The sequence below is a fragment of the Streptomyces sp. NPDC042102 genome, from assembly GCF_055582305.1.
Genome location: NZ_JBVJDL010000003.1, coordinates 641,765 through 665,643 on the forward strand (window position 1 = coordinate 641,765; position 23,879 = coordinate 665,643).

Below are 23,879 nucleotides of genomic sequence, written 5' to 3' on the forward strand. Positions count from 1 at the left end.
CCGAGTGTGCCATGTGTACACAATCGGGGTTGCATGCACTCGTTGGGATGAGCCGCCGATTGGGTGGCTGATTCCGGGGACAGAACCCGTTCTGGCATGCTCATGCCGACTTGGTGCTGACTCGCGATCGCGGAAGCGGAGGCAGGGTCAGGCGTGGGGTACCGCCGTGGCGAGGACCACCTCGAATTCCTCGAGGCTGCGGGTGGTTGCGCGAGCCTTCGCCGTGGCCTCTCCGCGGACCGCCGCGACGGCGCCACGGGATGCCACGAGTGCGTCGCGGTCGGCGTAGAGCGCGCCGACAGCGGCTCTGCCCCCGTCGCGATCGATGAGCAGGGAGATGCCGGCCAGTCCGGGGACCTTCTGGACCTTGGGCAGTGAGGTGTCGCGGAACGTGTCCACCAGCAGGTCGATGTCGGCCGGCTCGACGTCCATGTGGACCAGCCGGAACCCCGCGCCCGGCCCGAGTTCCTCTGCGCGCCGGGCGACCGCCGCTTCCCAGTTGTCGACCGTCACGGTCTGCGCGAACGGCGCCATCATCTCGGCCCGCCGCTTGCTCAGGTTCTCGTAGCTGGCCTGCCGGGAGGCCTCGTCCTCCCACCACGATCCCACCAGGAGCTTGCCGAGCTCGCGGTCGGCGAACAGCCCCATCCCGCGAAAGCCCGGTTGCGCCGACAGCAGCGCGCGCCCGTCGGTCCGGAGCGCCTCGGCGACTCCGTCGAGCTCGGCCGGATCACCCGTTGCATAGATGCTGCGAACGTACATAGCGCCCTTTCCTGCCTTCCGGTGGCCCCGCGCGGGCTCCTTTTCCCACTCCATGCGATGACCGGGGCGGATGGGGGGCAACGCGGCAGGGGCATTCAGGTGAAGAGGTGAGCCGTTGGCCCCTGCTGTTTCCCGTGCTGGGATGGCGCTGGGCGTCTGATCATCCATCAGCCGTTCGGCTCGCCTGAAGGGCGCCGGTGCGCGGTCCAGCGGGGCGAGGAGACCGTGACGCTTCACGGTGCGGAGCCTGGCGCGCTACGGTCGACTCCCTGGAGAGGACTCTGAGGGAGACATTCCCGAGCCCACGTTGCGCGGTGGCTCCGGGACTCCTTCGTGCCCGCACCGCACCTCGTCTGGTTCGCGAGCGGCCTCGCCGTGGCGAACGGCGAGCAGGACCTGTGGCCGCTGCCGGCCGAGGGTGGCGACGAAGACATCGCGGCCGAGCTGCGCAGGCACCTCGACGCCGTCGAGACCCCGTAGCCAGTCCGCAGACATTCCGCTTCAACGTGTGATCGTGCCGGCACTGCAGGCTAGGTGATTCGTCAAGCGTGCAGGTCAGAAGGGGTCGACTTCTCATGGAGTCGACCTTTTCGTCGTCACCGTGCTGGATGGGTGCTGGATATTCTGACGCTGAATCAGTCAGTATCAGGTGTCGTAAACGGTGGAGCGGTGCCCGACGTGTACGACCCGCACCACAAGTACCCCGTTGTCGATCGTGTAGACGACTCGGTAGTCGCCCACTCGCAATCGCCGGCGTTCTGGCTGCGACACGAGCGCGGTGGTGTTGAAGCCGAGGGAGTCTGCGCTCACCGGCGAATGCGCGCCGCCTGCTGAAGGCGTACGAGAACGCGCTGGCGCACATCAACGTGTCCGAGCGGGAGCTGATCGATCCGGATTCGGCGGACGCGGGTGCGGGCGCCGCAAGGAGATCATCATCCTCGCAGCCAGATACCACTACTGACTGCCCGGATGGGCCTGCACGGCGGCGTTCAGCTGCTGCGCGGGGGTGTGAGCGTGTCGAGGTCCAGGCTGATCTCGAAGGGCACCGGGCGGTGCAGGGTGCCCCGGAAGATGCCGGCGGGTGCGTAGGAACCGGTCGGTTCGTCGAGCTCGTAGACGTGGACGACGGGCGCGCCGTCCACGTCGTCGATGCACCAGTAGTGCGCGATGCCCGCTTCCGCGTACTTGCGGAGCTTGACCGTGCGGTCCCGGTGGGCGGACTCGGGGGAGACGACCTCCGCGACGAGCAGCACGTCATCGGGGGCGTAGCAGGTGCGGTCGGGGTCGTAGGGCAGGTTCGTCAGCAGGAGGTCCGGCTCGGGGCGGTTACGGGCATCGAGGCGGATCGTCATCTCCCGCTCGACCTCGACGCCGGCCGGTGCCTGCGCCATGAGCGTGGTGGTCAGCGCGGTGAGGAGACGACCGTGCCAGGACCGCTGGGGCGACATCATGAATACGAGGACTCCGTCGATCAGCTCGGTGTGGCGCGGGGCCTCGGGGAGGTGGTCCAGGTCCTCCGCGAACCAGCCTTCCGCGCGGGGCGGGCGCATCCAGTCGGGCAGTGCGGTCATGGCTTCACGGTAGCGGCTGGGGCCGCAGCGGGCCGGGTGCTCCTGTAGCCCCGGCCCCCGCCCGGCTACGGGGGCCTACCGCGTGGGGACGATGCCGCCGTCAAGCGCGTCCCGACGGATGCGTTGCGTCAGGGCGAGCTGTTCGCGCAGCAGGCGCTCATGTTCGTCCAGCCGCTTCATCGTGTCGGCGATCGCCTGCTGGGTCGTCAGGCCGGGCAGGACCACGGGCAGCTCACCGAGCACGTCGAGGGAGATCGTCTTCATCTTCATGCTTCCCGTGGAATGGGCCTCCAGCCACGTACGCGCCTCTGGACCGCGCAGGTACGCGGCGAAGTAGTCGGCGTCGAGCCCGGCAGGCGGGCGCAGCAGGAAGCACCCGGTGCCGCACACCCAGCCGCGCTGTTCCTCGCGGACGACGGCGGCCCGCCCGAGTTCCCCGCGGCGTGCCAGAACGACGTCGCCGGGGCGGAGGCGGAAGCGTTCCAGTCGGCCGGCGTGCCGCTCGCTGATGTGCCGGATGCTCGCCGTGCTGAAGTCGCTGCCGGTCAGGTCCTTGGGCATCACGACGGGGACGCCGCCGGTGTCGACGTAGTCGTCGGCGCGGATCAGGCTTCCCGACGGCCCGGCGAGCAGCTGGCCCGGAGCGTCGAGCCCCCCTTCCCCGGTGTCCTCCAGCACGCGCCGGAGCGGCACGCGCGGGGTCCCGGTCCCGGTGCGCGCCACCCGCTCGCTCCGGTCGAAGCTCTTGCGGACGCGAGTCGTCGAGCCGGTCGCCGATGCGGCCTGCTCCACCAGGTGGTCGAGCCGGCGGCGTACGTCCAGTGCCGCGGTCGGTTGCTCGAGGGCAGGCGCCACGTACAGCTTGGGGTCGAGGGGGCATCCTTCGTTCTCCAGGATCTCGTCGTACGAGACCGAGCGGGAGAATCCGGGTTCTTCGGGGGTCGCGAGGGGAGAGCGCAGCCAGGCGTGGAACCTATCGCTGATGCGGCGCCGGTCCGCCGGACCGAGTGCGCGCGCCTGGCGCGGACCCTGCGTGCCGAGCCGGCTCGCGTCGATGAAGAGGACGGACCCGGTCTCCCCGTCGGGGAGATGGCGCGAGGCGTCACGAGCCAGTATCCAGAGGTGCACAGGAACGGTCGTGTGGGGCGAGAACATCCCTTCCGGTAGCGCGACGACGGCGAGCAGCGCCCTTCGGGCCAGCAGGCCCCGGCGGTTCTCCTGCGCTCGATCGCGTACGGAGGCGGCGCCCGTCGGCATGATCAGGGCCGCCTTCCCCGTCTCGCTGAGCCGGGTCCACGCGAGTTGGATCCAGGCGAAGTTCGCGCTCGACTCGGGCGGCGTTCCGAAGGGCCAGTCGAGGTTCTCCAGCCCCTGGACACGCTGGTTGAACGGCGGATTGCACATGACGAACTCGGCCATGCCGCTGCCCGGACCCCGGAACAGCGACCCGGGGTCGGAGGCACCCACGAAGGGCCGCTCGACGCCGTGCAGGGACAGGTTCAGCATGGCCAGTTGGGGGTTGCGGTGATCCAGGGCGTAGCCCTCGAACGAGGCTGCGCCACCGTGACCCTGCTGTGCGACGTACTGGGCCGCGGCGGTGAGGAACCCGCCGGTGCCGCAGGCGGGGTCGAGCACCCGGTCGCCGGGCTGGGGGGAGAGGGCTTCCACGAGCAGCCGTGCCAGCGAGCGAGGGGTGTGGTACTCGCCCGTCCGGGCCGTGCTCTCCGCGGCGAACCGTTCCAGGAGCAGGTCGCCGACTTCTTCGAGTCCGGCCTCGGCGGCCGCGGGAGGCTGCTGGAGCGCGGTGAGGAAGGCCGCCACCCAGGGCAGGTCGTCCGCCTCGCCCCTGTCTGCGAACACGCTCTCCGGATTCCAGGGTGTGAGTACGGGAAACCGGTCGTGCCGGGAAGCGAGGAGCAGCGCGTCGTTCAGGTCCCTCAGCGGGGGGGACCCGGTCTGTGCCTCCGCAAGGGCTCGGGACCATCGCTTCGTGAGTTCCTCACCCGGGTCGTTCGCCGGGTCGATGAACCGGGCGAGCACCAGGATGGCGAGCATGGCGGTGAGGTCGCGGTCCGTGCTGCGGCCCCGCTGAAAGGGTGCGTACGTCCGCCACAGCCGGTCCACGGCCACCGCGGCGGGGCCGTTCGGGCCCGTGCTCTCCATGGGAACTCCTATCGGAATAATGTGCGCAGATGTACTGCGCACTTTCCTGCCGGATTTCGTCCTCAGGGTCCGCTCAGGGGTCTCTTCCGAGGTTCCCTGAGGAGACGTCACCAAAGTAGCAGCGCACACTGGTTGATGCCGGGGAGCGGGCCGCGCCGTGTATCGCTCACGGAGAACTGCGCAGTAGAACTGCGCGGAGAACGTGCCGAGATCTTGCTGCTCGCGAGGACAGGAGAGGGGGTGCGGTGCGGGAGAGGTCCCCGCGTGCAGGCCTTCGGTTGTGGCGCACCTCACAGGGGGTGCGGGGCGGCGCGGTCCATCCGCGTGATGTCGACGAAGACGTCGTCGCCGGCGGGGGTTTGGTGGCTCCAGCAGGGACTGCGTGCGCGTCTCCTCGACCAGGTCCGCCCAGAGGGCGTACCTGTCGGGCTGCCGGTCCGGCCAGGGAGTCGTTCGCCGGGGCGGCGCGCAGGCTCGCGGTGAGGGGCGGGACGACGGAGGGTGCGGGCGCCGAGGTCGGTCAGGGCCTGGCGGAGGGCGACCGGCTCGTGCCGGCCGCCGGGGGCGTCATGGGGTCCAGGCGGACGCGGTAGGCCCGGCGCGCGGGTTCCGCGAGGGCAGGCCGTATCGGTCGGGCTGTGAGGGTGCCGGCATTGGTTTGTGCGGTTCTGGGGCGGCGGGCCGGTCCTGTGTGGTGGGGCGGGTCCGGCCCTTCGCCCGGGTGGGTGGGTGAAGGGCCGGGGGTGTGGGGCGGGTGGGTCAGAGGGTGCGGATCGTGGCCACCGTGAATGTGGTCGGGCGGCCCGTCGACGGGGTCAGCGGGCCGTCCTTGTCGAACTGGCTGCGGACCACCAGGGTGCGGCCCCGCGTGTGGGTCAGGGTGGTCGGGATCTGGAGCGACGGGTCGGTGAGGGTGCGGACCAGGTAGGCGTGGCGGCCGTCGGGGGAGAGGTGCCACCGGGTCAGGGTGTTCGTGGTGTTGTGGGCCACGCGCAGGGTGGCGCCGTCGGCGGAGAGGGCCAGCCCGTCGGCGTGGGTGAGGTCGCCGCCGTGGAGCGTGACCCGGCTGACGGTGCCGGTGCGCAGGTCGACGCGGTGCAGGACGCCTGCCGTCATGTCCACCGCCAGCAGGAAGCGGCCGCCCGGGTCCGAGACGATGCCGTTGAGGGTCAGGCCGCCGGGCGCGGTGTGCAGGTCGTACGCGGTCTCCAGGGTGCCCGTGCCCGCCGCGAGCAGCTCCGGGGTGACGCGGTGGATCACGCCGCGCAGGCTGTCCGTCAGGTAGGCGGTGCCGTCCGGGGTGATGGTCAGGTCGTTGATGAAGAACGGTGTCGTGCCCGTGGCCTCGAAGTGGGCCAGGCGGGCGCCGGTGCGGGTGTCGTAGACCGCCACGCCCGTCGTCGAGTCCGTCACCCACAGGCGGCCGTGGGGGTCGACGGTCAGGCCGTTGGCCGTGTCGCGTCCGTCCGTGCCCGCCGCCAGGAACACCTCGGCCCGCCGGCTGCCCGGGCGGGCGCGGTAGACGGTGCCGTCCGCGTACGAGCCGACGTACACGTCGCCGGTGCGCCGGTCGGTGGTGATGCCCTCCGGGTAGACCTTGGCGCCGGGCAGGACGAACGCGGTGGATATCCGCTCCGCGGCGTGGGCGGAGGGGGCGGTGACGCCGGTGGTGAGCGACGCGGTCAGGGCCAGTGCGGCCAGGGTGGCGGCGGTGGCTGCCGTGGCGTTCTTCGTGCGCTTCATTCCGTGAGACCTCTCTTGATCGTGTGTGGTTGAAGCTAGATTAGAGCTCTAATGAACGCAAGAGCCTTAGGATGCTGGGATGACCTCCATGCCCGCCGAGGAGCGCATCGGCGCCTACCTCAAGCGCGCCGAGCAGGCCCTGCTCGCCACCAAGCACGCCGCGCTGAAGCCGGCCGGAGTAACGGTTCCGCAGTACGCCGCGCTGTTCGTCCTCTCCGAGAAGCCCGGCATCTCCGCCGCCGCGCTCGCCCGCGAGTGCGGGGTCACTCCGCCGACCATGACCACCGTGCTGAAGAACCTCCAGGAGCGCGGCTTCATCGAGCGGACCCCGCACGAGTGGCACCGCAACGTGCTGGAGACCCGGCTCACCGACGAGGGCCGGGCCGTGATGGACGTCGCCGACGCCGCCGCCGTACGGGTGGAGCGGGCGCTGGCCGCCGCGTTCTCGGCCGGCGAGCGCGAGCAGCTCATCGCGATGCTGGAGCGGGTGACCGAGGCGCTCGACGCGCAGCGGTGAGAGCGCTGGTCAGCGCGCCGGTCGGCGCCGGTGAGTGCGCCGGCGCGTGCCTCGGTGAGATGAGATTCACCTCATGTTTTGGCCGGGATGTGAAACCTGGCGCGGGGTTAGCGCATCAGGAGTAGAGGGAATCCCTAGCCGTTTCTGTCCCGTGGGGGCAGTCATGACCGTTCGGAGCGAAGTCCGTGCACCAGTACCCGCAGCGCCCGCGGCCTGATGACCAGCCGTACCCGGGACACCGGCCGCAGCAGCCCCATGGGCACGACGGTCAGGCCACCCAGGAGTTCCCCGCCTACCCGCCGCCGCCCCGCCAGCAGTACCCGTACGACCGCCAGCAGCAGCCGCCGCAGTACGCGTACGAGCCCCAGCAGCAGGGCCACTACGAGGCCCCCGAGCCGGTCCGGCCGCCCAAGAAGTCGAAGAAGAAGATATGGATCAGCGCGGTGGTCGTCTGCGCGCTGCTCGCCGGCGGTGGCGGCTGGGCGTACTTCAAGACCGACTGGTTCGACGGCAACGGCGAGGCCGTCTCGTACGGCAAGACCCCGCCCGCCGCGGGCGGCGGCGGCGCGAGCTCCGGTTCCTCGGCCAAGCCCACCGGCGACCCGGACGTGTCCCTGCCCACCGGCCCCGAGGCGGCGTTCAAGCAGACCACCAAGCTCGACGACGGCACGCGCATATCCAAGACCCGCCTCAAGGGCGCCAAGTCCGGCTTCGAGAGCGACGTCTGGGTGTGGACGCCCAAGGAGTACGACGACCCGAAGTACGCCAAGTCCGGCTTCCCGGTCCTCATCGCGCTCCCCGGCGGCAACGGTTTCCCGGCCAACTACTGGGCCGACCGCAGCCTGGGCCTGCAGAAGGCGATCGCCGAGCAGGCCGAGAAGGGCAAGAGCCTGCCCTTCGTCGTGATCATGCCGGTCCTCAACCCGGACGCCAAGTACTACTACGACGGCTCGGACATACCCAACCAGCCCAAGATGGGCACCTGGATGGCCGAGGACGTCCCGGACTTCGCCAAGGCCAACTTCCGCACCTACAAGTCCCGTGACGGCTGGGCCTTCATGGGCAACTCCTCCGGCGCCTTCGTCGGCCTGAAGCAGCTCATGCAGCACCCGGACAAGTTCAAGGCCGTGATCGCCAACGGTGGCGAGGTCGTGCCCGACTCCCCGCTCTGGAAGGGCTTCCAGAAGGAGATGGACGCGAACAACCCCGAGAAGCTCGCGCAGAAGCTGATCGACAGCAAGGGCCCCGAGGTGACCGTCGCCTTCCAGTACGGCACCAAGGAGGGCGGCCGGGCCCGGCTGGAGAAGTTCCAGCAGAGCTACGGCAAGGGGCCGGTCAAGGTCACGATCTACGAGATCCAGGGCGGCGACCACAACGGCTGGGACTACGTCCGGGGCATGAAGGAGAACGGCCTGGAGACGATCAGCAAGGTGATGAAGGGGCCCAAGCCCAGCACCGGCTGATCCCCGGCCCGGCACCGGCCGGTCGCCCGCCGGTCGCCAGCCCAGCCCAGCCCAGCCCAGTCCAGCCCAGCCCAGTCCAGCACCGGCCGGTCCCGGGGCCGTTCCTGTTGATCCTCCGGCGGTCTCCGGGCAACCCAATCGCTCGTTCCTGCCTCTGTAAGGGGGCAAGGGGGATCAACCAGAAACGGGACACTTCTGTGCAGCAAGACCAGCTGGAACAGCGCAGCCATCAGCAGCCGGGTCCGGGGGCGCCGGCGGCCGGGCCGGAGCCCGGGGCCCGCCCCCGGCGCCGCCGCCCCTCCCGCCGCACGCTCCTGATCGGCGGGGCGCTCGCGCTCACCGTGGCCGTCGGCGGCGGCGCGGCGTACAAGTTCGGCCTCTTCTCCGACATAGGGGACCCCACGTCGTTCGGCAAGGTCCAGGAGGCCGCCGCGAACGGCGACGCGCGGACCGGCGTACGGCTGCCGACGGGGCCGCAGGCCGAGTTCATCCGCACCAGCAAGCTGCCCGACGGCACCCAGATCGCGCAGACCACCCTCAAGGGCGCGAAGTCCGGCTTCACCGGCGACGTGTGGGTGTGGGTCCCCAAGGAGTACTACGACAAGCAGTACGCCAAGAGCGCCTTCCCCGTCCTGATCTCGCTGCCCGGCGGCCGCGGCTACCCCAAGAACTACTGGGGCACCGGCCCGGGCCTGGGCCTCCAGCAGGCCGTGATCGACGGCGCGAAGGAGGGCAAAAGCCTGCCCTTCATCCTCGTCATGCCGGTGATCAACGCCGACACCAAGAACCACTTCGACGGCTCGGACATCCCCGGTCAGCCCAAGATGGGCACCTGGATGGCCGATGACGTACCGGATTTCGTGAAGGCCAATTTCCGCACCTTCACCTCCCGCGACGGCTGGGCCTTCATGGGCTCCTCCTCGGGCGGCTTCGGCGCGCTCAAGCACGTCCTGAAGCACCCCGACCGGTTCAAGGCAGTGATCGCCAGCGGCGTCGACATCGTGCCCGATTCCCCGCTGTGGAAGGGGAACACGCAGGCCATGGACGCGAACAACCCGGAGAAGCTCGCCCAGAAGCTGATCGCCAAGGGCGGCCCGGACGTCTACATCAACTTCCAGATCGGCACCGCCGAGTCCGGCCGCGACAAGGCGGAGAAGTTCATACGGGATTACACCAAGGGCCCCGTGCACACCCGGCTCCAGGTGATCCAGGATGGGGAGCACAACGGAAAGTCGTACGTACGAGGAATGAGGGAGGGATCGCTGGAGTGGATCAGCAAGGTGATGTCGCCGCCCACCCCCGATCCCGGCGCGCGGTGAGCACAGCGGTCAAGGGCGCGTCCGCCGCGGCCGCCGGCATCGCGGCGCTGGCGGCCGTGGCCTTCGTCAGGACGACGACGCAGGAGGACATACCCGCCTCGCCGTTCCCGGCCGTGGGCGTGCTGATGGCCAACGGGGAGCACTGGTGCACGGCGAGCGTGGTCGACAGCCCGAAGGGGAACGTCGTCGTCACCGCCGCGCACTGCGTGGCTCCCGAGGGGGCCGACGGGCAGCCGGGGGAGGTCGCGCACGACGGCCTCGCCATCGGTGACCTGTCCTTCGCCCCCGCCTTCTCCGGCAGTTCGGGCAGGCATCCGCTGGGCCTGTGGAAGGTCCGCGCGATCCACGTCGACGAGCGCTGGACGCGGTGGGGCGAGGACACCGCCGACTACGCCTTCCTCACGGTCGAGCCCGACAAGGACGGCCGCAGCCTCCAGGACGCGGTGGGCGGCCGGGGCGAGGCCCCGATACCCGACTGGACCTCCGGCTACCAGCGCGACGTGACCGTCGTCGGGTACCCGGAGTCCGACCACAACCCGGAGAACAAACCGGTCTCGTGCACCACGCGGACCGACCACGACGAGGACGAGCCCGACATGCTGTACATCAGCTGCGCGGGCTTCTGGACGGGCACCAGCGGAAGCCCCTGGGTCGCCGACCGCGGCGGCCCGGGCCTGCCGGGCCGGCTGATCGGGGTCCTCAGCGGCGGGGACACGGACGTGGACTCCACCGCCGCCCTGTTCGACGGACGGGCGAAGGCCCTCTACGAGAAGGCCGCCCGCGGCTGACCGCCTGGGCAGGCGTGGGCGTACCGGTCAGCTCTTGCGCTCGGTGGAGACGATCACGCCGACCGCCAGCACCACGATCGCGCCGCCGGCCACGATCGGCCAGGTCAGCGCCTCGTCGAGGATCAGGGCCCCCAGGATCACGGCGACGACCGGATTGACGTACGCGTACGTCGCGGTCAGCGACAGCGGCGCCGACTGCAGCAGCCAGGCGTACGCGGTGAAGGCGACCAGCGAGCCGAACACGACGAGATAGCCGAGCGCCACCCACGAGCCGGTGGACACCTCGGCCAGGTCCATTCCCCGCTGCTCCCCGCGCAGGAGGCCCACGGCCACCGCGCCGGCACCGCCCACGATCATCTCGTACGCGCTCGCGGTGAAAGGATTCTTCGGCATCGGCAGCCTGCCGGAGGAGAACGAACCCACCGACCACAGCACGGACGCGGCCAGCACCAGGCCCACCCCCCACAGCGCCACCGAGCCGCTCAGCCCGGACGAGGTCAGCACCGCGAGCCCCGCCAGCCCCACCAGCACGCCACCCAGGGTGCGCGGCGAGGGCCGGTCCCCGCCGCCCGCACGCAGCAGCACCACCCACATGGGGACGGCGGCCACCAGCAGCGCGGCCAGCCCCGAGGGGATCGAGGTCTCGGCGAGCACGACCAGGCCGTTGCCGCCGAGGATCAGCAGCAGGCCGACCAGCAGGGCCGAACCGAGCTGGGCCCGGGTGACCTTCAGGGCCGCCGGGCCCTGCCGCCACGCCACGAGCGCGGTCAGCAGCAGCCCGGCGGTCACGAAGCGGGCGCCGGCCGAGAGGAACGGCGGCAGCGTCTCGACCACGACCCGGATGGCGAGGTAGGTCGAGCCCCACACCACGTAGACGATGGTCAGGGCCACCCAGACGGCGCCGGTGACCCGCCTCGCGGGGGAGGCGGCGGACGATGACTTCCCGGTGGTGCCCGCGACGGGCTTCGTGGTGCGCACGGCCGGATCCTAGGTCCGGTCGGCTGGTACGGCATCTGGATTGCGGGCCGGCCCGGACCTCGTCCGGCGGCCGCAGCCGCACGGAAGGGGTCAGCGCGGGAACAGGCCGTTCAGTTCCCCGTAGCCCAGGGAGCCGTCGAGCGCGTCGTACGTCCCCTTGGTGAGCAGTTCCTCGGTGGCCCGCCGCACCAGGGCGTACGCCGCCTCCGCGACCCACGAGCCGAGGCTGACTCGGGCCACGCCGAGCGCACCGAGGTCGGCGACGGTCGGGGCGCCGGGGCCGGCCAGGACGTTCAGCGGCGCGTCGATCCCGGCCGTGAGCTCGGCGACGGCGGCCGGCTCGTGCACGCCGGGTACGAAGATCCCGCTGGCCCCGGCCTCCCGGTACGCGGCGGCGCGGGCCAGGGTCTCGGCGAGGCGGGCCGGGCCGGGCTCGCCGAGCCCCCGGAGGTAGGTGTCGATGCGGGCGTTGATGTAGAGCGGGATCCCGGCGGCGTCGGCGGCGGCCCGGGCGGCGGCCAGCCGCTCGACGTACGCGGCGGGCTCGTGGGCGCCGTCCTCGAGGTTGATCCCGACGGCGCCGGCCGCGATGACGGCGGCGACCGTCTCGCCGACCTCGGCGGGGTCCGCGCCGAAGCCGCTCTCGATGTCGGCGGTCACCGGTACGCCGACCGCCCCGGCGACCCGGGCCACGAGGTCGACGGCGCGCTCGCGCGCGAGGGCGTTGCCGTCGGCCGCGCCGAGCGACCAGGCGACGCCGGCGCTGGTGGTGGCGACGGCGGGCGCCCCGGCGGCCTCGACGAGCCGGGCCCCGGCGACGTCCCACACGTTGGCGAGGGCGAGCGGGGCGGCGGGGGTGTGGAGCGCGGCGAAGGCCTCGGCACGGGCACGGGAGCTGTCACGATGCATGGTCATGGGGGCAGTCCATCAGACCGGCGGCGCCGGGTCCGGCGGATTTCCGACACCTGCCGGAAGCCGAACCATGCGGGTACCGCGGCCGGCCCCGGACCCCGTGCGGGGCCCGCACGAAAGCTTCACAAATGAGCCCGGTGGGTCCGCCGCCGGCCGCGGCCCGCCGCGCCGTGCGGCCGGTGGCGGAAAAACGATCCGCCGCGGCACCGGGCGGAGGGGGTGGTTCCGGCCGGGGGCACCGGCGGTGGTCTCGGGAGGAGCCGGCGCCCGCGCCCGTGGCGCGCGGGGCGGTCGAGACGGGGTGGAAGGGGGTGGGCTGGCCGGAACCGGTATTGGGCCCCGGGCCGTCCTGTGCGTGCAACCTTTGCCTGATCATGGCCGTTGTGTGGCACGCGTGTTACGCATCCGTCGTCCTCTTGTCGGATGGCGAGAACGTGGGCCAACCTCTTGGAGGCGACGGTCCGTCAGACAACGGCGTTTGTCATGGGCATGTCGCTTCACCCCCCGCAGCGCACCACCTATGAGGAGGACCCCTCACATGTCCGTGATGCGTCATACCCGTCGCAGGCTCGTCGGCGTCAGTGCGACCGCCGTCGTCGCCCTCGTGCTCGGCGCCGCGTCCGCACTCCCGGCCGCGGCCGCCGGCGGATCCGCCGCGGAAGGCCGGATCGAGAACGCCGGCGCGGCCGACACGGTCGCCGGCAGCTACATCGTGATCCTGAAGGACTCCGCGGCCCGCTCCACCGCCGCCGCGGGCAAGTCCGTCGCCGAGAAGCACGGCGCGAAGATCGACAAGGTCTACACCGCCGCGCTCAACGGCTACTCGATCGAGGCCTCCGAGGCGCAGGCCAAGAAGATCGCCGCCGACCCGGCGGTCACGTCCGTCGTGCAGAACCGGACGTTCACGGTCAGCGCCACCCAGCCCAACCCGCCGTCGTGGGGGCTGGACCGCATCGACCAGGCCGCGCTGCCGCTCAATCAGAGCTACACCTACCCGGACAAGGCCGGCGAGGGCGTCACCGCCTACGTCATCGACACCGGTGTCCGGATCAGCCACTCCGACTTCGGCGGCCGCGCCTTCAACGGCTACGACGCCATCGACAACGACAACGTGGCGCAGGACGGCCACGGCCACGGCACCCACGTGGCCGGCACCGTCGGCGGCAACGCCTACGGCGTCGCCAAGAAGGCGAAGATCGTCGGCGTCCGGGTGCTCAACAACCAGGGCTCCGGCACCACCGCCCAGGTGGTCGCGGGCATCGACTGGGTGACCCAGAACGCGGTGAAGCCGGCCGTGGCGAACATGTCCCTCGGCGGCGGCGCCGACACCGCCCTCGACACCGCGGTGAAGAACTCCATAGCCGCCGGCATCACCTACGCGGTCGCGGCGGGCAACGAGAACACCAACGCCAACACCAAGTCACCGGCCCGCGTGGCCGAGGCCATCACGGTCGGCGCGACGACCAGCACCGACGCCCGCGCCAGCTACTCCAACTACGGGGCCATCCTGGACCTCTTCGCGCCGGGCTCGAGCATCACCTCGGCGTGGAACAGCGGGGACAGCGCCACCAACACCATCTCCGGTACGTCGATGGCCTCGCCGCACGTCGCGGGCGCGGCCGCCGTGTACCTCTCGCAGAACCCCGCGAGCACCCCGGCCCAGGTGAGCGCCGCTCTGGTCGGCGCGGCCACGCCCAACGTGGTGACCGGCCCCGGCACCGGCTCGCCGAACCTCCTGCTGAAGGTCGGCGGCGGCACCACCAACCCGCCCGGGCCGAAGTTCGAGAACACCGCGGACTACGCGATCGCCGACCACACCACGGTGGAGTCCCCGGTGACCGTCAGCGGGGTCGCGGGCAACGCCCCGGCCGCCCTCAAGGTCAACGTGGACATCAAGCACACGTACATCGGTGACCTGAAGGTCGACCTGGTCGCCCCCGACGGCAGCGTGTACACCCTGCACAACCGCGGTGGCGGCAGCGCGGACAACATCCTCCAGACCTACACCGTGAACGCCTCCTCCGAGGTGGCCAACGGCACCTGGAAGCTGCGGGTGAACGACAACGCCAACATCGACACCGGCAAGATCGACGCCTGGTCTCTGCAGTTCTGACCCTGAACGGACGGCGTGGCGGGGGCGACCGGTCGACGGTCGCCCCCGCTGCGTACTATTCGCGCATTCGTTCGCGCCTTCCGTTGGAGCACCTGCCCCGTGAGCTTCCCGCCGCCGACTCCGCCGCCCTCCCACAACTGGCCGCCACCGCAGTCCCCGCAGAACCCGCAGAACCCGCAGTCCCCGCAGAGCCCGTGGGCCCCGCCGAACCCGCAGAACCCGTGGGCCCCGCCGCCCGGCTCCCCGCAGCAGCGGACGCTCAACGGCTTCGCGGTCGCCTCGCTCGTGCTCGGGCTGGTCTGCCTGACGCCGCTGGGCATCGTGTTCGCGATCGTGGCGCTGGTCCAGATCCGGTCCCAGGGGCAGCGCGGCAAGCCGCTGGCCATCGCGGGCCTGGCCGTGTCGGTGGTGATGAGCGTCGTGATGGTGTTCTTCGTCCAGGCGGTCGGCCCCGAGTTCATGAAGGGCGTCCGCGAGGGGATGGCCGAGCGTGCCGGGGGAGGCGGGACCGCGGAGGGCCGGCGCACGGACATCGAGCGCGTGCGCTACGGCCAGTGCTACAACGTGCCCGGCGGCGACATGGAGCGGCGTACCGTCTTCGTCTTCGTCGTCCCGTGCGCCGAGCCGCACCACGCCGAGGTCACCTCGGCGGAGGTCACGGTGGAGAAGAAGGGCGGCTTCCCGGGTTACGAGGTCATGGAACTGCAGGCCGAGGACGCCTGCTGGAAGGCCCAGGACGACTACGCCCCGGACTCCTGGGCGCTGCCCGAGTACGCCGAGATGTACTACTTCACCCCCAGCAAGGAGTCCTGGGTCCTGGGCGACCGCCGGATCATGTGCGTGATCGGGACGACGCGCGAGCAGCACAGCGGCAGCCTGAAGCAGACGGGGGTGACGTCGGAGCAGGCGGTCTTCCTCAAGGCCGCCAACGACGTCGAGTTCCAGCTCGGCCAGGCGCCGGACGAGGACGACGTGGCCCGGGCGCTGCCCGAGTACCGGGCGTGGGCGCGCCAGGTCGAGGGCGCGCTGGCCTCCGAGACCACCGCCCTGCTGACGGTCAGCGGCAACAAGGCCGTCAAGCGGCCCGCCGACGTGCTGCGCGCGGAGGTGGACCGGGCGCGGGCGGCCTGGCGCAAGGCGTCCGGGGCCAAGGACGCGGCGGCGTTCGAGGACGCGTGGGCGGACGCGGCGAACGCGGTCGGCGTCGAGGCGGAGAAGAAGCTGCGCGGGGCGCTGGGGCTGTCGACGACGGTCCCGGGGTGGCTGTCGGAGCGCGGCGAGGGCGGGAGCGGGGCCCCCGGCGCGGGCCGGACGCCGTCGCGCGAGGCCGCGTAACGCACGGTAACGGGTTTGGGGACCAGGCTTCATCACATCGGGTGAAACCCTGGCCCTTACTTGCGGTCATCAACCACTGGTTGCCAGGCTGTTGCTGTCTGTCAACCTGATGGGAGTGGCCAGTGACTTTCGGTGAGCAGCCGGCCTATCTTCGCGTCGCCGGGGATCTGCGGCGGAAGATCGTCGATGGGTCCCTGCCCCCGCACACCCGGCTGCCCTCGCAGGCCCGCATCCGGGAGGAGTACGGCGTCTCGGACACCGTCGCCCTGGAGGCCCGCAAGGTGCTCATGGCGGAAGGGCTGGTCGAAGGCCGCTCCGGGTCCGGCACGTACGTACGGGAGCAGCCGGTGCCGCGCCGCGTCGCCCGCTCCGGCTACCGCGAGGCCGGCCTGTCGACCCCCTTCCGCCAGGAGCAGGCGGACCCCACGTCCCGCGGCACCTGGGACTCCAGCAGCGAGCAGACCGACGCCCCGGCGGGGATCGCCGAGCGGCTCGGCATCGAAGTGGGCGAGCGCGTGATGCGCACGCGGTACGTGTTCCGGGACGCGGGCGAGGCGATGATGCTCTCCACCTCCTGGGAGCCGCTCGCCGTGACCGGCCGCACCCCGGTCATGCTGCCGGAGGAGGGGCCGCTGGGCGGCTGCGGCGTGGTCGACCGGATGGCCGCGATCGACGTGGTCGTCGACAACGTGGTCGAGGAGGTCGGTGCCCGCCCGGGGCTGGCGGAGGAGATCCTGGCGCTCGGCGGGGTCCCGGGCCACGTGGTCCTGGTGATCGGCCGTACGTACTTCGCGTCGGGCCGCGCGGTGGAGACCGCCGACGTGGTCGTCCCGGCCGACCGCTACCGGCTGGCGTACCACATGCCGGTCCGCTGACGCGGGGGCCGCGGGCTCCCGCGCCCGCGCCGCCGCCCGCCCCGCCGTCGCCCCGGGGATGAACGGCGGGTTTCGGCGTGATGCCGATCGCCCCCACCCCCGGTGTCCGCGTCCCGCGCGCGGCCTCCCCGGTGGGCCCGCCCGCCGGGCCGGAGGTGCGTACGGCCTGGCCCGGCCCGGTGCCGGGCGTCCGTGCGCCGGTGCTGAACCGGCGTGCGCGGCCCGCTCGTACGCATGGCCGGATGCGTACGCCTGCCAGGTACCTCTTCGTGAAAAACCGTATCCGCTCTGTAAAGGTCGGGCGTAAGCTCGGGCATATGCGCAATGCGGTTTCCTGGGCAGGTACGGCGGCGGAGGGTGGAGCGCGATGAACGACAGCGGTGCCTTGCTCCCGTGGCTGGTCATACGGCAGGACGACAACGGCAACCGCTACCGGGTCGGGCGCTACGCCACCCGGTCCGAGGCCCAGAAGGTCGCCGACAGCCTCGACGACCGCGGACACAAGCAGCTCTACTGGGTCGAGCGGATCAACCAGACCGCCACGGCGAACTGAACCGCACGGAACTCCCCGCGATGCGGTGGCATAGGCTCCGTCCATGACTGAACGAGTGGTCGTGGGCGGGGCCCTTTGTCATGGGGGGCGCCTGCTGGCCGCCCGCCGGAGCGCGCCGCCCGAGGTCGCCGGCCGCTGGGAGCTGCCGGGCGGCAAGACCGAGCCGGGGGAGAGCGTCCCCGACGCCCTGGTCCGCGAACTGCGCGAGGAGCTCGGGGTCGAGACCGCGCCGGTGGACCGCATCCCGGGCGCGTGGCCCGTGCGGCCGGGCCTGGTCCTGCACGTGTGGTCCGTGCGGTTGCTGTCCGGCACGCCCGCGCCGCTGGAGGACCACGACGAACTGCGCTGGCTCGGTCCCGACGAGCTGGACTCGGTGGACTGGCTCGACCAGGACCGCCCGGCGGTCGCGGAGGTGGGGCGCAGGCTGCGCGCCGCCGCGGCCGGGAACGTGGTCGCGGCCGGGGGCTCCGCCTCCCCCGTGCCCGGGGCCGGGCCCGGGGGCGCGTAGGGCTCGCGCTGTAGGCCGTACGTGCCACAGTGCGCCGGTGGTCGGCGGATCGGGTGGTACGACGCCTTAATAACCGGGTATGTCGCTATTAATCCCTATCTCGTCCCTATCTCGTCGCTGACGAACGGATCGGGGTCCGCTGCTGGCCCGGGAAGTGATCGGCGTGATCGACACAGACGGTGAATGCGCCGAGTGGGCCTTCCCCGCCGAACCCGGCGCCGTCCGCACCGCCCGGCACGCCGTGCGCGGGGCCCTGCACGAATGGGGCCTCGAAGCCGTCGGCGACGTCACCGTCCTGCTGGTCAGCGAGCTGGTCACCAATTCGCTCCGGTACGCCTCCGGCCCGATCGGGGTCCGGCTGGAGCGGCGTAAACAGGCCACCGGGAGCCCCGCGAGCGGCCCCGCGCTGCTCGTGGAGGTTTCCGATCCGCTTCCGGATCCGCCCCGCGAACGGGTCGCCACCCCCGACGACGAAGGTGGCCGGGGACTGCACCTGGTGGCCGTCTCGGCGCAGCGCTGGGGGACCAGACACGGAAAATCGGGCAAGACTGTGTGGTTCGAGCTGGCCCTGCCTGGTGAGTAACAAAGTGACGGTTGGCTGACGCCCGGCCGGCCTGGCCGGAAATGACTGAGACCTTGCTGTGATCGTGAACGCCGTGCCGTCCGGGGCCGTGGTGCTGAATACTTCGGTCATGGCCGGTCCGGTTGCGGTGAGCTGGAGGGGACGGTCGCGTGAGCGAAATACCTGCGCAGGCACATCAGACGCGCGTGCCCGGGGAGGCGTGGCACGACGCCCTCTGGCACAGCAGTCCGCCTGGCTCGATATATGACTACATCAAGGTCGCGTCCTTCTCGATCGGGCCGGACGGTCTCATCGACCAGTGGAGCCTGCGCGCCCAGGAACTCTTCGGCCTGAGCGCGGATCAGACGGTGGGGCGCGACCCCGTCGAGGCGTTCATGCCGCCGGAACTGCGCGACGGCGGCCACCGCAAGGTGGCCGAGATCCTCGACGGCAACGAATGGACCGGCCTGGTCCCCTTCCGGATCCCCGGCGGCGACGGCCGGCACGGCGTGGCCGAGATCTACGTGATGCCCACCGAGACCGAGACCGCCGAGCGGGCCGCGCTGTGCGTCGTGGTCGACGTCCGCGCGCTGCGCAGGATCGAGTCCGATCTCGCGGCGTCCCAAGCCATTTTCGGACAATCCCCCTTCGGCTTTCTGCTCTTCGGTACGGACCTGACCGTGCGGCGCGCCAACCGGCGCTTCGCGACCGTCTTCGGCGGCACGGCGGAGGAGCACCGCGGCCGTACCGTCCACGACTACCTCGCCCCGCACGAGGCGGACCGGATGACCGACGCCCTGCGGCGGGTGCTGGAGACCGGCGTGTCCGTCACCGACCTGCAGATCACCGGCGCCGCCCCCGGCAGCCGCGAGCACCGGCACTGGTCCATCAACCTCTACCGGGTGCACGGCGGCACCGGCCGGCCCATCGGCGTCGCCGGGCTCGGCACCGACGTCACGCGCCGCCACCTGGCCGCGCGCGAGGCCGCCGGCGTACGGCGCAACCTCGCCCTGCTCAACGAGGCGGGCCACCGCATCGGCAACTCCCTGGACCTGGAGACCACCGCCCGCGAACTGCTCGACGTGACCGTCCCCGGGTTCTGCGACCTGGCCGCCGTCGACCTCTACCAGGGGCTGCTGCTCGGCGACGACGACCGCCCCGCGCGGCCGCAGGGCCCGGGGGTGCCGACCCTGCCGGACCAGGGCGCGGCCCGGGTGCCGTCGGCCGAGCTGCGGCGGGTCGCCTTCGCCAGCGCCGTCTCCGACGCCCCGTTGTGGGGCCCGCTGGTCGCCGTCGGAGAGGTCCACCGCTACCCGGCCGCCTCACCGGCCGCACTCGCCCTGCGGACGGCCCGGCCGCGGCTGATCGAGGGCGGCGGACCCGAGGACCTGGTCCAGTCGACGCTGGTCGTGCCGATGGTCGCGCACGACACGGTGGTGGGCCTCGCGCAGTTCTCCCGGACCAAGGGCAGCGAGCCCTTCGGGGAACGGGACCGGGCGGTGGCCGTGGAGCTGGCGGCGCGGGCGGCCGTGTGCATCGACAACGCGCGGCTGTACCGGCGCGAGCACGAGCGGGCGCTGATACTGCAGCGCAGCCTGCTGCCGCCCGGCGACCCGGAGGCGGCGGGCCTGGACATCGCCTGCCGCTACCTGCCGGGCAACGCGGCGACCGAGGTCGGCGGCGACTGGTTCGACGTGATCGAACTGCCCGGGCACCGCACCGCGCTCGTCGTCGGCGACGTCATGGGCCGCGGCCTGCGGGCGGCCGTCGCGATGGGCGAGCTGCGCACGGCCGTGCGCACGCTGGCCCTGCTGGACCTGGAACCGGCGGAGGTCCTCACGGCGCTGGACGAGGTGGCGCGAGGGCTCGGCGCGCGCGGCGGCACGTCCCCGTCGCGGGCGCGGGGCGGGGAGGAGGACCTGGCGGAGGTCTACCTCGCGACCTGCGTGTACGCCGTCTACGACCCGGTGACCCGGCGGTGCACCATCGCCAACGCCGGTCACATGCCGCCGGTCCTCGTCGAGAACGGTGAGCCGGCGCTGATGCTGGAGGTCCCGCCCGGGATGCCGCTGGGCGTCGGGGGCGAGCCGTTCGAGGAGGTCGAGGTCGAACTGCCCGAGGGCGCGCTGCTGGCGCTCTACACCGACGGCCTGGTCGAGTCGCGGGACCACCCGCTGGAGGAGGGCCTGCGCGGCCTGCGCGAGGCCCTCGCCGACCCGGTCCGGCCGCTGGAGGACGTCTGCGACCACGTGCTGGCGACCCTGGACACCCGGCACGGCGAGGACGACATCGCCCTGCTGATGGCACGGGTCCAGGGGCTGCCGAGGGATGCGGTCGGCGACTGGCAGCTGCCGCGCGAGGCCCGCTCGGTGGGCCGGGCCCGCGAACTGGCCCGGACCCAGCTGCCCGCGTGGGGTCTGGAAGACCTGCTGGACACCACGGAACTCCTGGTCAGCGAGCTGGTCACGAACGCCCTGCGGTACGGGCAGGGCGAGATCCGGATGCGGCTGCTGCTGGACCGGACGCTGGTGTGCGAGGTCTGGGACGCGAACCTGGCGCAGCCGCGGCGGCGGCGGGCGCGCGACACCGACGAGGGCGGTCGCGGGCTGCAACTGGTGGGGCTGCTGTCGGCCGGATGGGGGACGCGGCGCACGCACCGCGGGAAGACGGTGTGGTTCGAACTCCCGCTGCCGGGGGCGGGGCCTGAACAGTCCTCCGACCTCTCGGCGGAAGAACTCCTGAACCTGTACGGCTAGCCGGGCCGCGGGCTGATCCAGCCTCGCCGGCGTTTGAGGCGCGGGGGTGCGGGGGCGGAGCCCCCGCGGTCGGTGGTCCCGTCAGGACGTACGGCCCTTCAGGGCCGCCAGGCGGGCGTCGATCTCCGAGCGGCGGTCGAGGTCGTCCAGGGCCTCGAACTGCGCGTCCAGGGACGACGCCGCCAGTTCCCCCTTCCCCAGCGCCCGCGCCTCCTCCCGGCGGACCTTGTCCTCGAAACGGTGCAGCTCGCTCGTCGGGTCCAGTACGTCCATGCTCTTCACCGCGTCCAGCATGGTGTTCTGCGCCTGCGCCGTCTTCGCCCGCGCCACCAGCTCGTCCCGCTTGGCCTGGAGCTGCGCCAGCTTCTCCTTCATCGACGTGAGCCCCGCCTTCAGCGAGTCCACGACCTGCGTCTGCGCCGCGATCGTCGGCTCCGCCTCCGTCGCCTCCTTCTCCGACCGCAGCTGCCGGCCCAGCGCCACCTTGGCCAGGTTGTCGAAGGTGTCGGCCTCCGCCGTCGAACCCGCCGCCCGCAGTTCGTCGGCCTTGCGGCTCGCCGCCAGCGCCTTGTTCCCCCACTCCGCCGCCGCGTCCACGTCCTCCTGGTGGTCCTGCTCCAGCATCCGCAGGTTGCCGATCGTCGTCGCCACCGCCTGCTCCGCCTCCGAGATGTTGTTGGAGTAGTCGCGGATCAGCTGGTCCAGCATCTTCTGCGGGTCCTCCGCCTGGTCCAGCAGCGCGTTGATGTTCGCCTTCGCGAGCTGGGTGACACGGCCGAGGATGGTCTGCTTGCTCATGGACGTCCTTCTTCCATCGGGATGTCGGGTTGTCAGAAACGGCCGCCGCCGCCCATCCGGCCGCGCGTGCCACCACCCCCGAACGAGCCGGGCCCCGGGCCGGAACCGCCCCCGAACCCGCCGCCGCCCCCGCCACCGAAGCCACCACCGAAGCCGCCCCCGAAGCCACCCCCGCCGCCGAAACCCCCGCTCCCGCCCCCGCGCCCGCCCCGCAGCAGCTCGCCCAGGATGATCCCGCCCAGCACCGCACCGCCCGTGCCACCGCCGGTACGCCCGGCGTACGGATCGCGGTAGCCGCGCACGTCCTCCTCCGCCAGCCGCTGCGCCTCGCGGGCCAGCGCGTCCGCCCGCTGCGCCTCCGCCAGCGCGCCCGCCGCGTCCGAGCCGGCCAGCGCCAGCGAACGTTCCAGGTGGCGCTGGGACTCCGCCAGGCGGGTCCGGGCCTGGCTGCCGACCGCGCCGCGGCTGGTCGTGATGGAGGCCGTGGCCGCGCCGATCGCACTGCGCGCCGAGAGCAGCGCCTGGTCCAGCAGGTTCCGCGCCCGCCGGTCGGCGCTCTCCCGCTCCCGCGCCCCCGCCAGCGCCTCGTCGAGCGCCGCGTCGGCCTCCTCCACCCGCCGCAGCGCGTCGATGGGGTCGTAGCGGCCGGCCGCCACCTCCCCGCGGACATCGCCCAGCACCGACTCCGCCCGCGCGATCCGGCCGCGCAGATCCGCCGTCGAGACCCCCTCCGGGGTGCCGGTCAGCAGACCCCGCGCGTCCGCCAGGTCGGTCTCGGTCTCCGTCAGCGCGCCGTCCAGCTTCCCCGCCGCCTCCGCCAGCTCCTGCGCCCGCCGGTCCACCGCCTCCACCAGCGTGCCCGCCTGGTCCACCGCGCCCTCGGCCGCCCGTACGTGCACCGCCGCCCGGCCGGCCTCGCCCGCCGCGAGCGCGGCCCGCGCCTCGCCGAGCTGGCCGGTGGCGAACAGCAGCCGGTCCTCGGCCCGTTCGGCGTGCGAGGCCACCGGAGCGGCCGCCGAGTCGGCGTACCGCCCGGCCAGCGCCGTCAGCGTCGCCCGGGCGGTGGTGGCCCGGCCGGTCAGCTCCCGGAACCGGGTCTCGACCGCGGCCAGCGCCTGCGGGGCGTTCTTCTCCAGCGCGCGCAGCCGGTCGAACGCCGCGGACTCCGCGTCCAGGCGCCGGCCCGCCTCCGTGCACCGCGCCACGATCTCGTCGAGCATCCGGCGCCGGGTCGCGTCGTCCTCGGGGTAGGCGTCGTCGAGCTGCTGGCGCAGCCGGAACGCGTGCGTCAGCTCGTCCTGGGCGTACGCGACGGCGTCCGTGAACGGCTGCGCGGCCTCCTCGCCGAACTGCGCCACCGCGAAGCCGAGTTCCTCGGTGCTGGTGCGCACCGCGTCGTCGGCCTCCACCAGCAGGGCCTTCGCCCGGGCGTCCAGTTCGGGCAGCGGCAGCCGCGCCGCGGCGCCCTCCCCCCAGCCGGGATGGGCCGGCGTGCCCGCCGTGCGCGGACCGCCGCCCCCGCGGCGCCTGGAGCGCCGGTAGGCGTACGCGGCCAGCGCGCCCGCCGCGCCGACCGCCACCACCGGCAGGACGTAGTCCCCGGCTCCGTCCGTGCCGGTGGACCCGTCACCCGGGTCGGCCGGGCCGGGGGTGATCGCGGGCGCGGTCACGGGCCGGCCGGCCAGCACCGCGTCGTAGCCGTCGGCCGCGCCGATCGCCGCGCCCGCCCAGTCGTTCTGCCGCAGCGCCGGCTCGATCGCGGTACGGGCGACCTGCGCCAGCTGCGCCTCGGTGAAAGCGGAGTCGACGTCGGCCGAATAGGCGTAGCGCCGGGCCCCGGTCGCGACGGCCAGCAGCAGGTCGTCCCGGCCGAGCCCGTTGCGCTGTGCGGTGGCGTCGGCCCAGCTCTGCGCGGAACGCCCGGAGAAGTCCCGTACGTACGCCACGAAGAGCTGGACCTTGTGGCGGTCGTAGAGCCGGCCGAGCGCGGCGGCGACGGCCGGCGCCCGGTCGCCGAGCGCTCCCACCCGGTCGGTGACCTGGCCCTGCTTCGACAGGTCGACCGGGTCCTCGGCCCGCGCGGCGGGCGCGTGGAGGCCCGAGACCGCCGCGACCCCGCCGAGGCCCAGCAGCACGGACCCCAGCGCCAGCCCGGCCCGCACG

20 protein-coding genes and 2 pseudogenes are annotated in these 23,879 nt (G+C 72.5%); 13 read left to right on the forward strand and 9 right to left on the reverse strand.

Annotation, left to right across the window (positions count from 1 at the left end):
* Positions 1–147: 147 nt before the first annotated feature.
* Complete coding sequence (locus ACZ6KO_RS16240; RefSeq protein WP_356779038.1) at positions 148–762, reverse strand: antibiotic biosynthesis monooxygenase; 615 nt, start codon at positions 760–762, stop codon at positions 148–150.
* A gap of 333 nt (positions 763–1,095) precedes the next feature.
* On the opposite strand from ACZ6KO_RS16240, the gene ACZ6KO_RS16245 reads away from it, so the two are divergent.
* Positions 1,096–1,242, forward strand: coding sequence for a hypothetical protein (locus tag ACZ6KO_RS16245; protein ID WP_369476925.1), 147 nt, complete (start codon positions 1,096–1,098; stop codon positions 1,240–1,242).
* A 165-nt stretch (positions 1,243–1,407) separates the two neighbouring features.
* Here the strand turns inward: ACZ6KO_RS16245 and ACZ6KO_RS16250 are convergent.
* Positions 1,408–1,572 (reverse strand): annotated as a pseudogene (locus ACZ6KO_RS16250) (type II toxin-antitoxin system RelE family toxin); the annotation flags it as partial.
* Between ACZ6KO_RS16250 and ACZ6KO_RS16255 the strand changes: the two are divergent.
* Positions 1,563–1,685: pseudogene (locus ACZ6KO_RS16255) on the forward strand (type II toxin-antitoxin system prevent-host-death family antitoxin); the annotation flags it as partial. The pseudogenes ACZ6KO_RS16250 and ACZ6KO_RS16255 overlap by 10 nt on opposite strands.
* Before the next feature lie 66 nt (positions 1,686–1,751).
* On the opposite strand, the gene ACZ6KO_RS16260 reads toward ACZ6KO_RS16255, so the two are convergent.
* The 3 genes from ACZ6KO_RS16260 to ACZ6KO_RS16270 all read right to left on the reverse strand — a co-directional run bounded on the left by ACZ6KO_RS16260 (position 1,752) and on the right by ACZ6KO_RS16270 (position 6,239).
* Positions 1,752–2,333 (reverse strand): Uma2 family endonuclease, encoded by a 582-nt coding sequence (locus tag ACZ6KO_RS16260; RefSeq protein WP_469304620.1) that lies wholly within the window; start codon positions 2,331–2,333, stop codon positions 1,752–1,754.
* Between the two features lie 75 nt (positions 2,334–2,408).
* On the reverse strand, positions 2,409–4,496 hold the full coding sequence (locus ACZ6KO_RS16265; protein ID WP_469304621.1) for a type I restriction-modification system subunit M/S: 2,088 nt from the start codon (positions 4,494–4,496) through the stop codon (positions 2,409–2,411).
* A gap of 759 nt (positions 4,497–5,255) precedes the next feature.
* Complete coding sequence (locus ACZ6KO_RS16270) at positions 5,256–6,239, reverse strand: SMP-30/gluconolactonase/LRE family protein (protein WP_469304622.1); 984 nt, start codon at positions 6,237–6,239, stop codon at positions 5,256–5,258.
* Positions 6,240–6,318: 79 nt separating this feature from the next.
* On the opposite strand from ACZ6KO_RS16270, the gene ACZ6KO_RS16275 reads away from it, so the two are divergent.
* The 4 genes from ACZ6KO_RS16275 to ACZ6KO_RS16290 all read left to right on the forward strand — a co-directional run bounded on the left by ACZ6KO_RS16275 (position 6,319) and on the right by ACZ6KO_RS16290 (position 10,326).
* Positions 6,319–6,756 (forward strand): MarR family winged helix-turn-helix transcriptional regulator, encoded by a 438-nt coding sequence (locus tag ACZ6KO_RS16275; RefSeq protein WP_401456304.1) that lies wholly within the window; start codon positions 6,319–6,321, stop codon positions 6,754–6,756.
* A gap of 185 nt (positions 6,757–6,941) precedes the next feature.
* Positions 6,942–8,219, forward strand: a complete 1,278-nt coding sequence (locus tag ACZ6KO_RS16280) for an alpha/beta hydrolase-fold protein (protein ID WP_469304623.1) — start codon at positions 6,942–6,944, stop codon at positions 8,217–8,219.
* A gap of 197 nt (positions 8,220–8,416) precedes the next feature.
* Positions 8,417–9,538, forward strand: a complete 1,122-nt coding sequence (locus ACZ6KO_RS16285) for an alpha/beta hydrolase (RefSeq protein WP_469304624.1) — start codon at positions 8,417–8,419, stop codon at positions 9,536–9,538.
* Positions 9,535–10,326, forward strand: coding sequence for a trypsin-like serine peptidase (locus ACZ6KO_RS16290; protein ID WP_469304625.1), 792 nt, complete (start codon positions 9,535–9,537; stop codon positions 10,324–10,326). Before ACZ6KO_RS16285 ends, ACZ6KO_RS16290 begins: the two co-directional genes overlap by 4 nt.
* Before the next feature lie 27 nt (positions 10,327–10,353).
* Here ACZ6KO_RS16290 and ACZ6KO_RS16295 read toward each other — a convergent pair whose 3' ends face one another.
* The gene (locus ACZ6KO_RS16295) at positions 10,354–11,304 is read right to left on the reverse strand and encodes an EamA family transporter (RefSeq protein ID WP_469304626.1); all 951 of its coding nucleotides are present in this window, start codon (positions 11,302–11,304) and stop codon (positions 10,354–10,356) included.
* Between the two features lie 90 nt (positions 11,305–11,394).
* Positions 11,395–12,219, reverse strand: a complete 825-nt coding sequence (locus ACZ6KO_RS16300) for an isocitrate lyase/PEP mutase family protein (RefSeq protein ID WP_469304627.1) — start codon at positions 12,217–12,219, stop codon at positions 11,395–11,397.
* 535 nt (positions 12,220–12,754) lie between these two features.
* Between ACZ6KO_RS16300 and ACZ6KO_RS16305 the strand changes: the two genes are divergently transcribed.
* The 7 genes from ACZ6KO_RS16305 to ACZ6KO_RS16335 all read left to right on the forward strand — a co-directional run bounded on the left by ACZ6KO_RS16305 (position 12,755) and on the right by ACZ6KO_RS16335 (position 20,918).
* The gene (locus tag ACZ6KO_RS16305) at positions 12,755–14,329 is read left to right on the forward strand and encodes a S8 family peptidase (protein WP_469304628.1); all 1,575 of its coding nucleotides are present in this window, start codon (positions 12,755–12,757) and stop codon (positions 14,327–14,329) included.
* Positions 14,330–14,428: 99 nt separating this feature from the next.
* Complete coding sequence (locus ACZ6KO_RS16310) at positions 14,429–15,664, forward strand: DUF4190 domain-containing protein (protein WP_469304629.1); 1,236 nt, start codon at positions 14,429–14,431, stop codon at positions 15,662–15,664.
* Positions 15,665–15,786: 122 nt separating this feature from the next.
* Complete coding sequence (locus ACZ6KO_RS16315; RefSeq protein WP_469304630.1) at positions 15,787–16,539, forward strand: GntR family transcriptional regulator; 753 nt, start codon at positions 15,787–15,789, stop codon at positions 16,537–16,539.
* Between the two features lie 367 nt (positions 16,540–16,906).
* Positions 16,907–17,092, forward strand: coding sequence for an SPOR domain-containing protein (locus tag ACZ6KO_RS16320; RefSeq protein ID WP_469304631.1), 186 nt, complete (start codon positions 16,907–16,909; stop codon positions 17,090–17,092).
* Between the two features lie 43 nt (positions 17,093–17,135).
* Positions 17,136–17,600, forward strand: coding sequence for a (deoxy)nucleoside triphosphate pyrophosphohydrolase (locus ACZ6KO_RS16325; protein ID WP_469304632.1), 465 nt, complete (start codon positions 17,136–17,138; stop codon positions 17,598–17,600).
* A 154-nt stretch (positions 17,601–17,754) separates the two neighbouring features.
* On the forward strand, positions 17,755–18,183 hold the full coding sequence (locus ACZ6KO_RS16330; RefSeq protein WP_469304633.1) for an ATP-binding protein: 429 nt from the start codon (positions 17,755–17,757) through the stop codon (positions 18,181–18,183).
* A gap of 158 nt (positions 18,184–18,341) precedes the next feature.
* On the forward strand, positions 18,342–20,918 hold the full coding sequence (locus ACZ6KO_RS16335; RefSeq protein ID WP_469304984.1) for a SpoIIE family protein phosphatase: 2,577 nt from the start codon (positions 18,342–18,344) through the stop codon (positions 20,916–20,918).
* Between the two features lie 81 nt (positions 20,919–20,999).
* Here the strand turns inward: ACZ6KO_RS16335 and ACZ6KO_RS16340 are convergent, their stop codons facing one another.
* Entirely contained in the window at positions 21,000–21,716 is a 717-nt protein-coding gene (locus ACZ6KO_RS16340) for a PspA/IM30 family protein (protein ID WP_469304634.1), read from the reverse strand.
* Positions 21,717–21,748: 32 nt separating this feature from the next.
* Positions 21,749–23,851, reverse strand: a complete 2,103-nt coding sequence (locus tag ACZ6KO_RS16345; protein ID WP_469304985.1) for a TPM domain-containing protein — start codon at positions 23,849–23,851, stop codon at positions 21,749–21,751.
* Positions 23,852–23,879: the final 28 nt, after the last annotated feature.

What these genes read in the sequence shown, in the direction of transcription:
- ACZ6KO_RS16240 (WP_356779038.1), bottom strand. Translation starts at nt 762, where the DNA reads ATGTACGTTCGCAGCATCTATGCAACGGGTGATCCGGCCGAGCTCGAC.
- ACZ6KO_RS16260 (WP_469304620.1), bottom strand. Translation starts at nt 2,333, where the DNA reads ATGACCGCACTGCCCGACTGGATGCGCCCGCCCCGCGCGGAAGGCTGG.
- ACZ6KO_RS16265 (WP_469304621.1), bottom strand. Translation starts at nt 4,496, where the DNA reads ATGGAGAGCACGGGCCCGAACGGCCCCGCCGCGGTGGCCGTGGACCGG.
- ACZ6KO_RS16270 (WP_469304622.1), bottom strand. Translation starts at nt 6,239, where the DNA reads ATGAAGCGCACGAAGAACGCCACGGCAGCCACCGCCGCCACCCTGGCC.
- ACZ6KO_RS16275 (WP_401456304.1), top strand. Translation starts at nt 6,319, where the DNA reads ATGACCTCCATGCCCGCCGAGGAGCGCATCGGCGCCTACCTCAAGCGC.
- ACZ6KO_RS16300 (WP_469304627.1), bottom strand. Translation starts at nt 12,219, where the DNA reads ATGACCATGCATCGTGACAGCTCCCGTGCCCGTGCCGAGGCCTTCGCC.
- ACZ6KO_RS16305 (WP_469304628.1), top strand. Translation starts at nt 12,755, where the DNA reads ATGTCCGTGATGCGTCATACCCGTCGCAGGCTCGTCGGCGTCAGTGCG.
- ACZ6KO_RS16320 (WP_469304631.1), top strand. Translation starts at nt 16,907, where the DNA reads ATGAACGACAGCGGTGCCTTGCTCCCGTGGCTGGTCATACGGCAGGAC.
- ACZ6KO_RS16325 (WP_469304632.1), top strand. Translation starts at nt 17,136, where the DNA reads ATGACTGAACGAGTGGTCGTGGGCGGGGCCCTTTGTCATGGGGGGCGC.
- ACZ6KO_RS16340 (WP_469304634.1), bottom strand. Translation starts at nt 21,716, where the DNA reads ATGAGCAAGCAGACCATCCTCGGCCGTGTCACCCAGCTCGCGAAGGCG.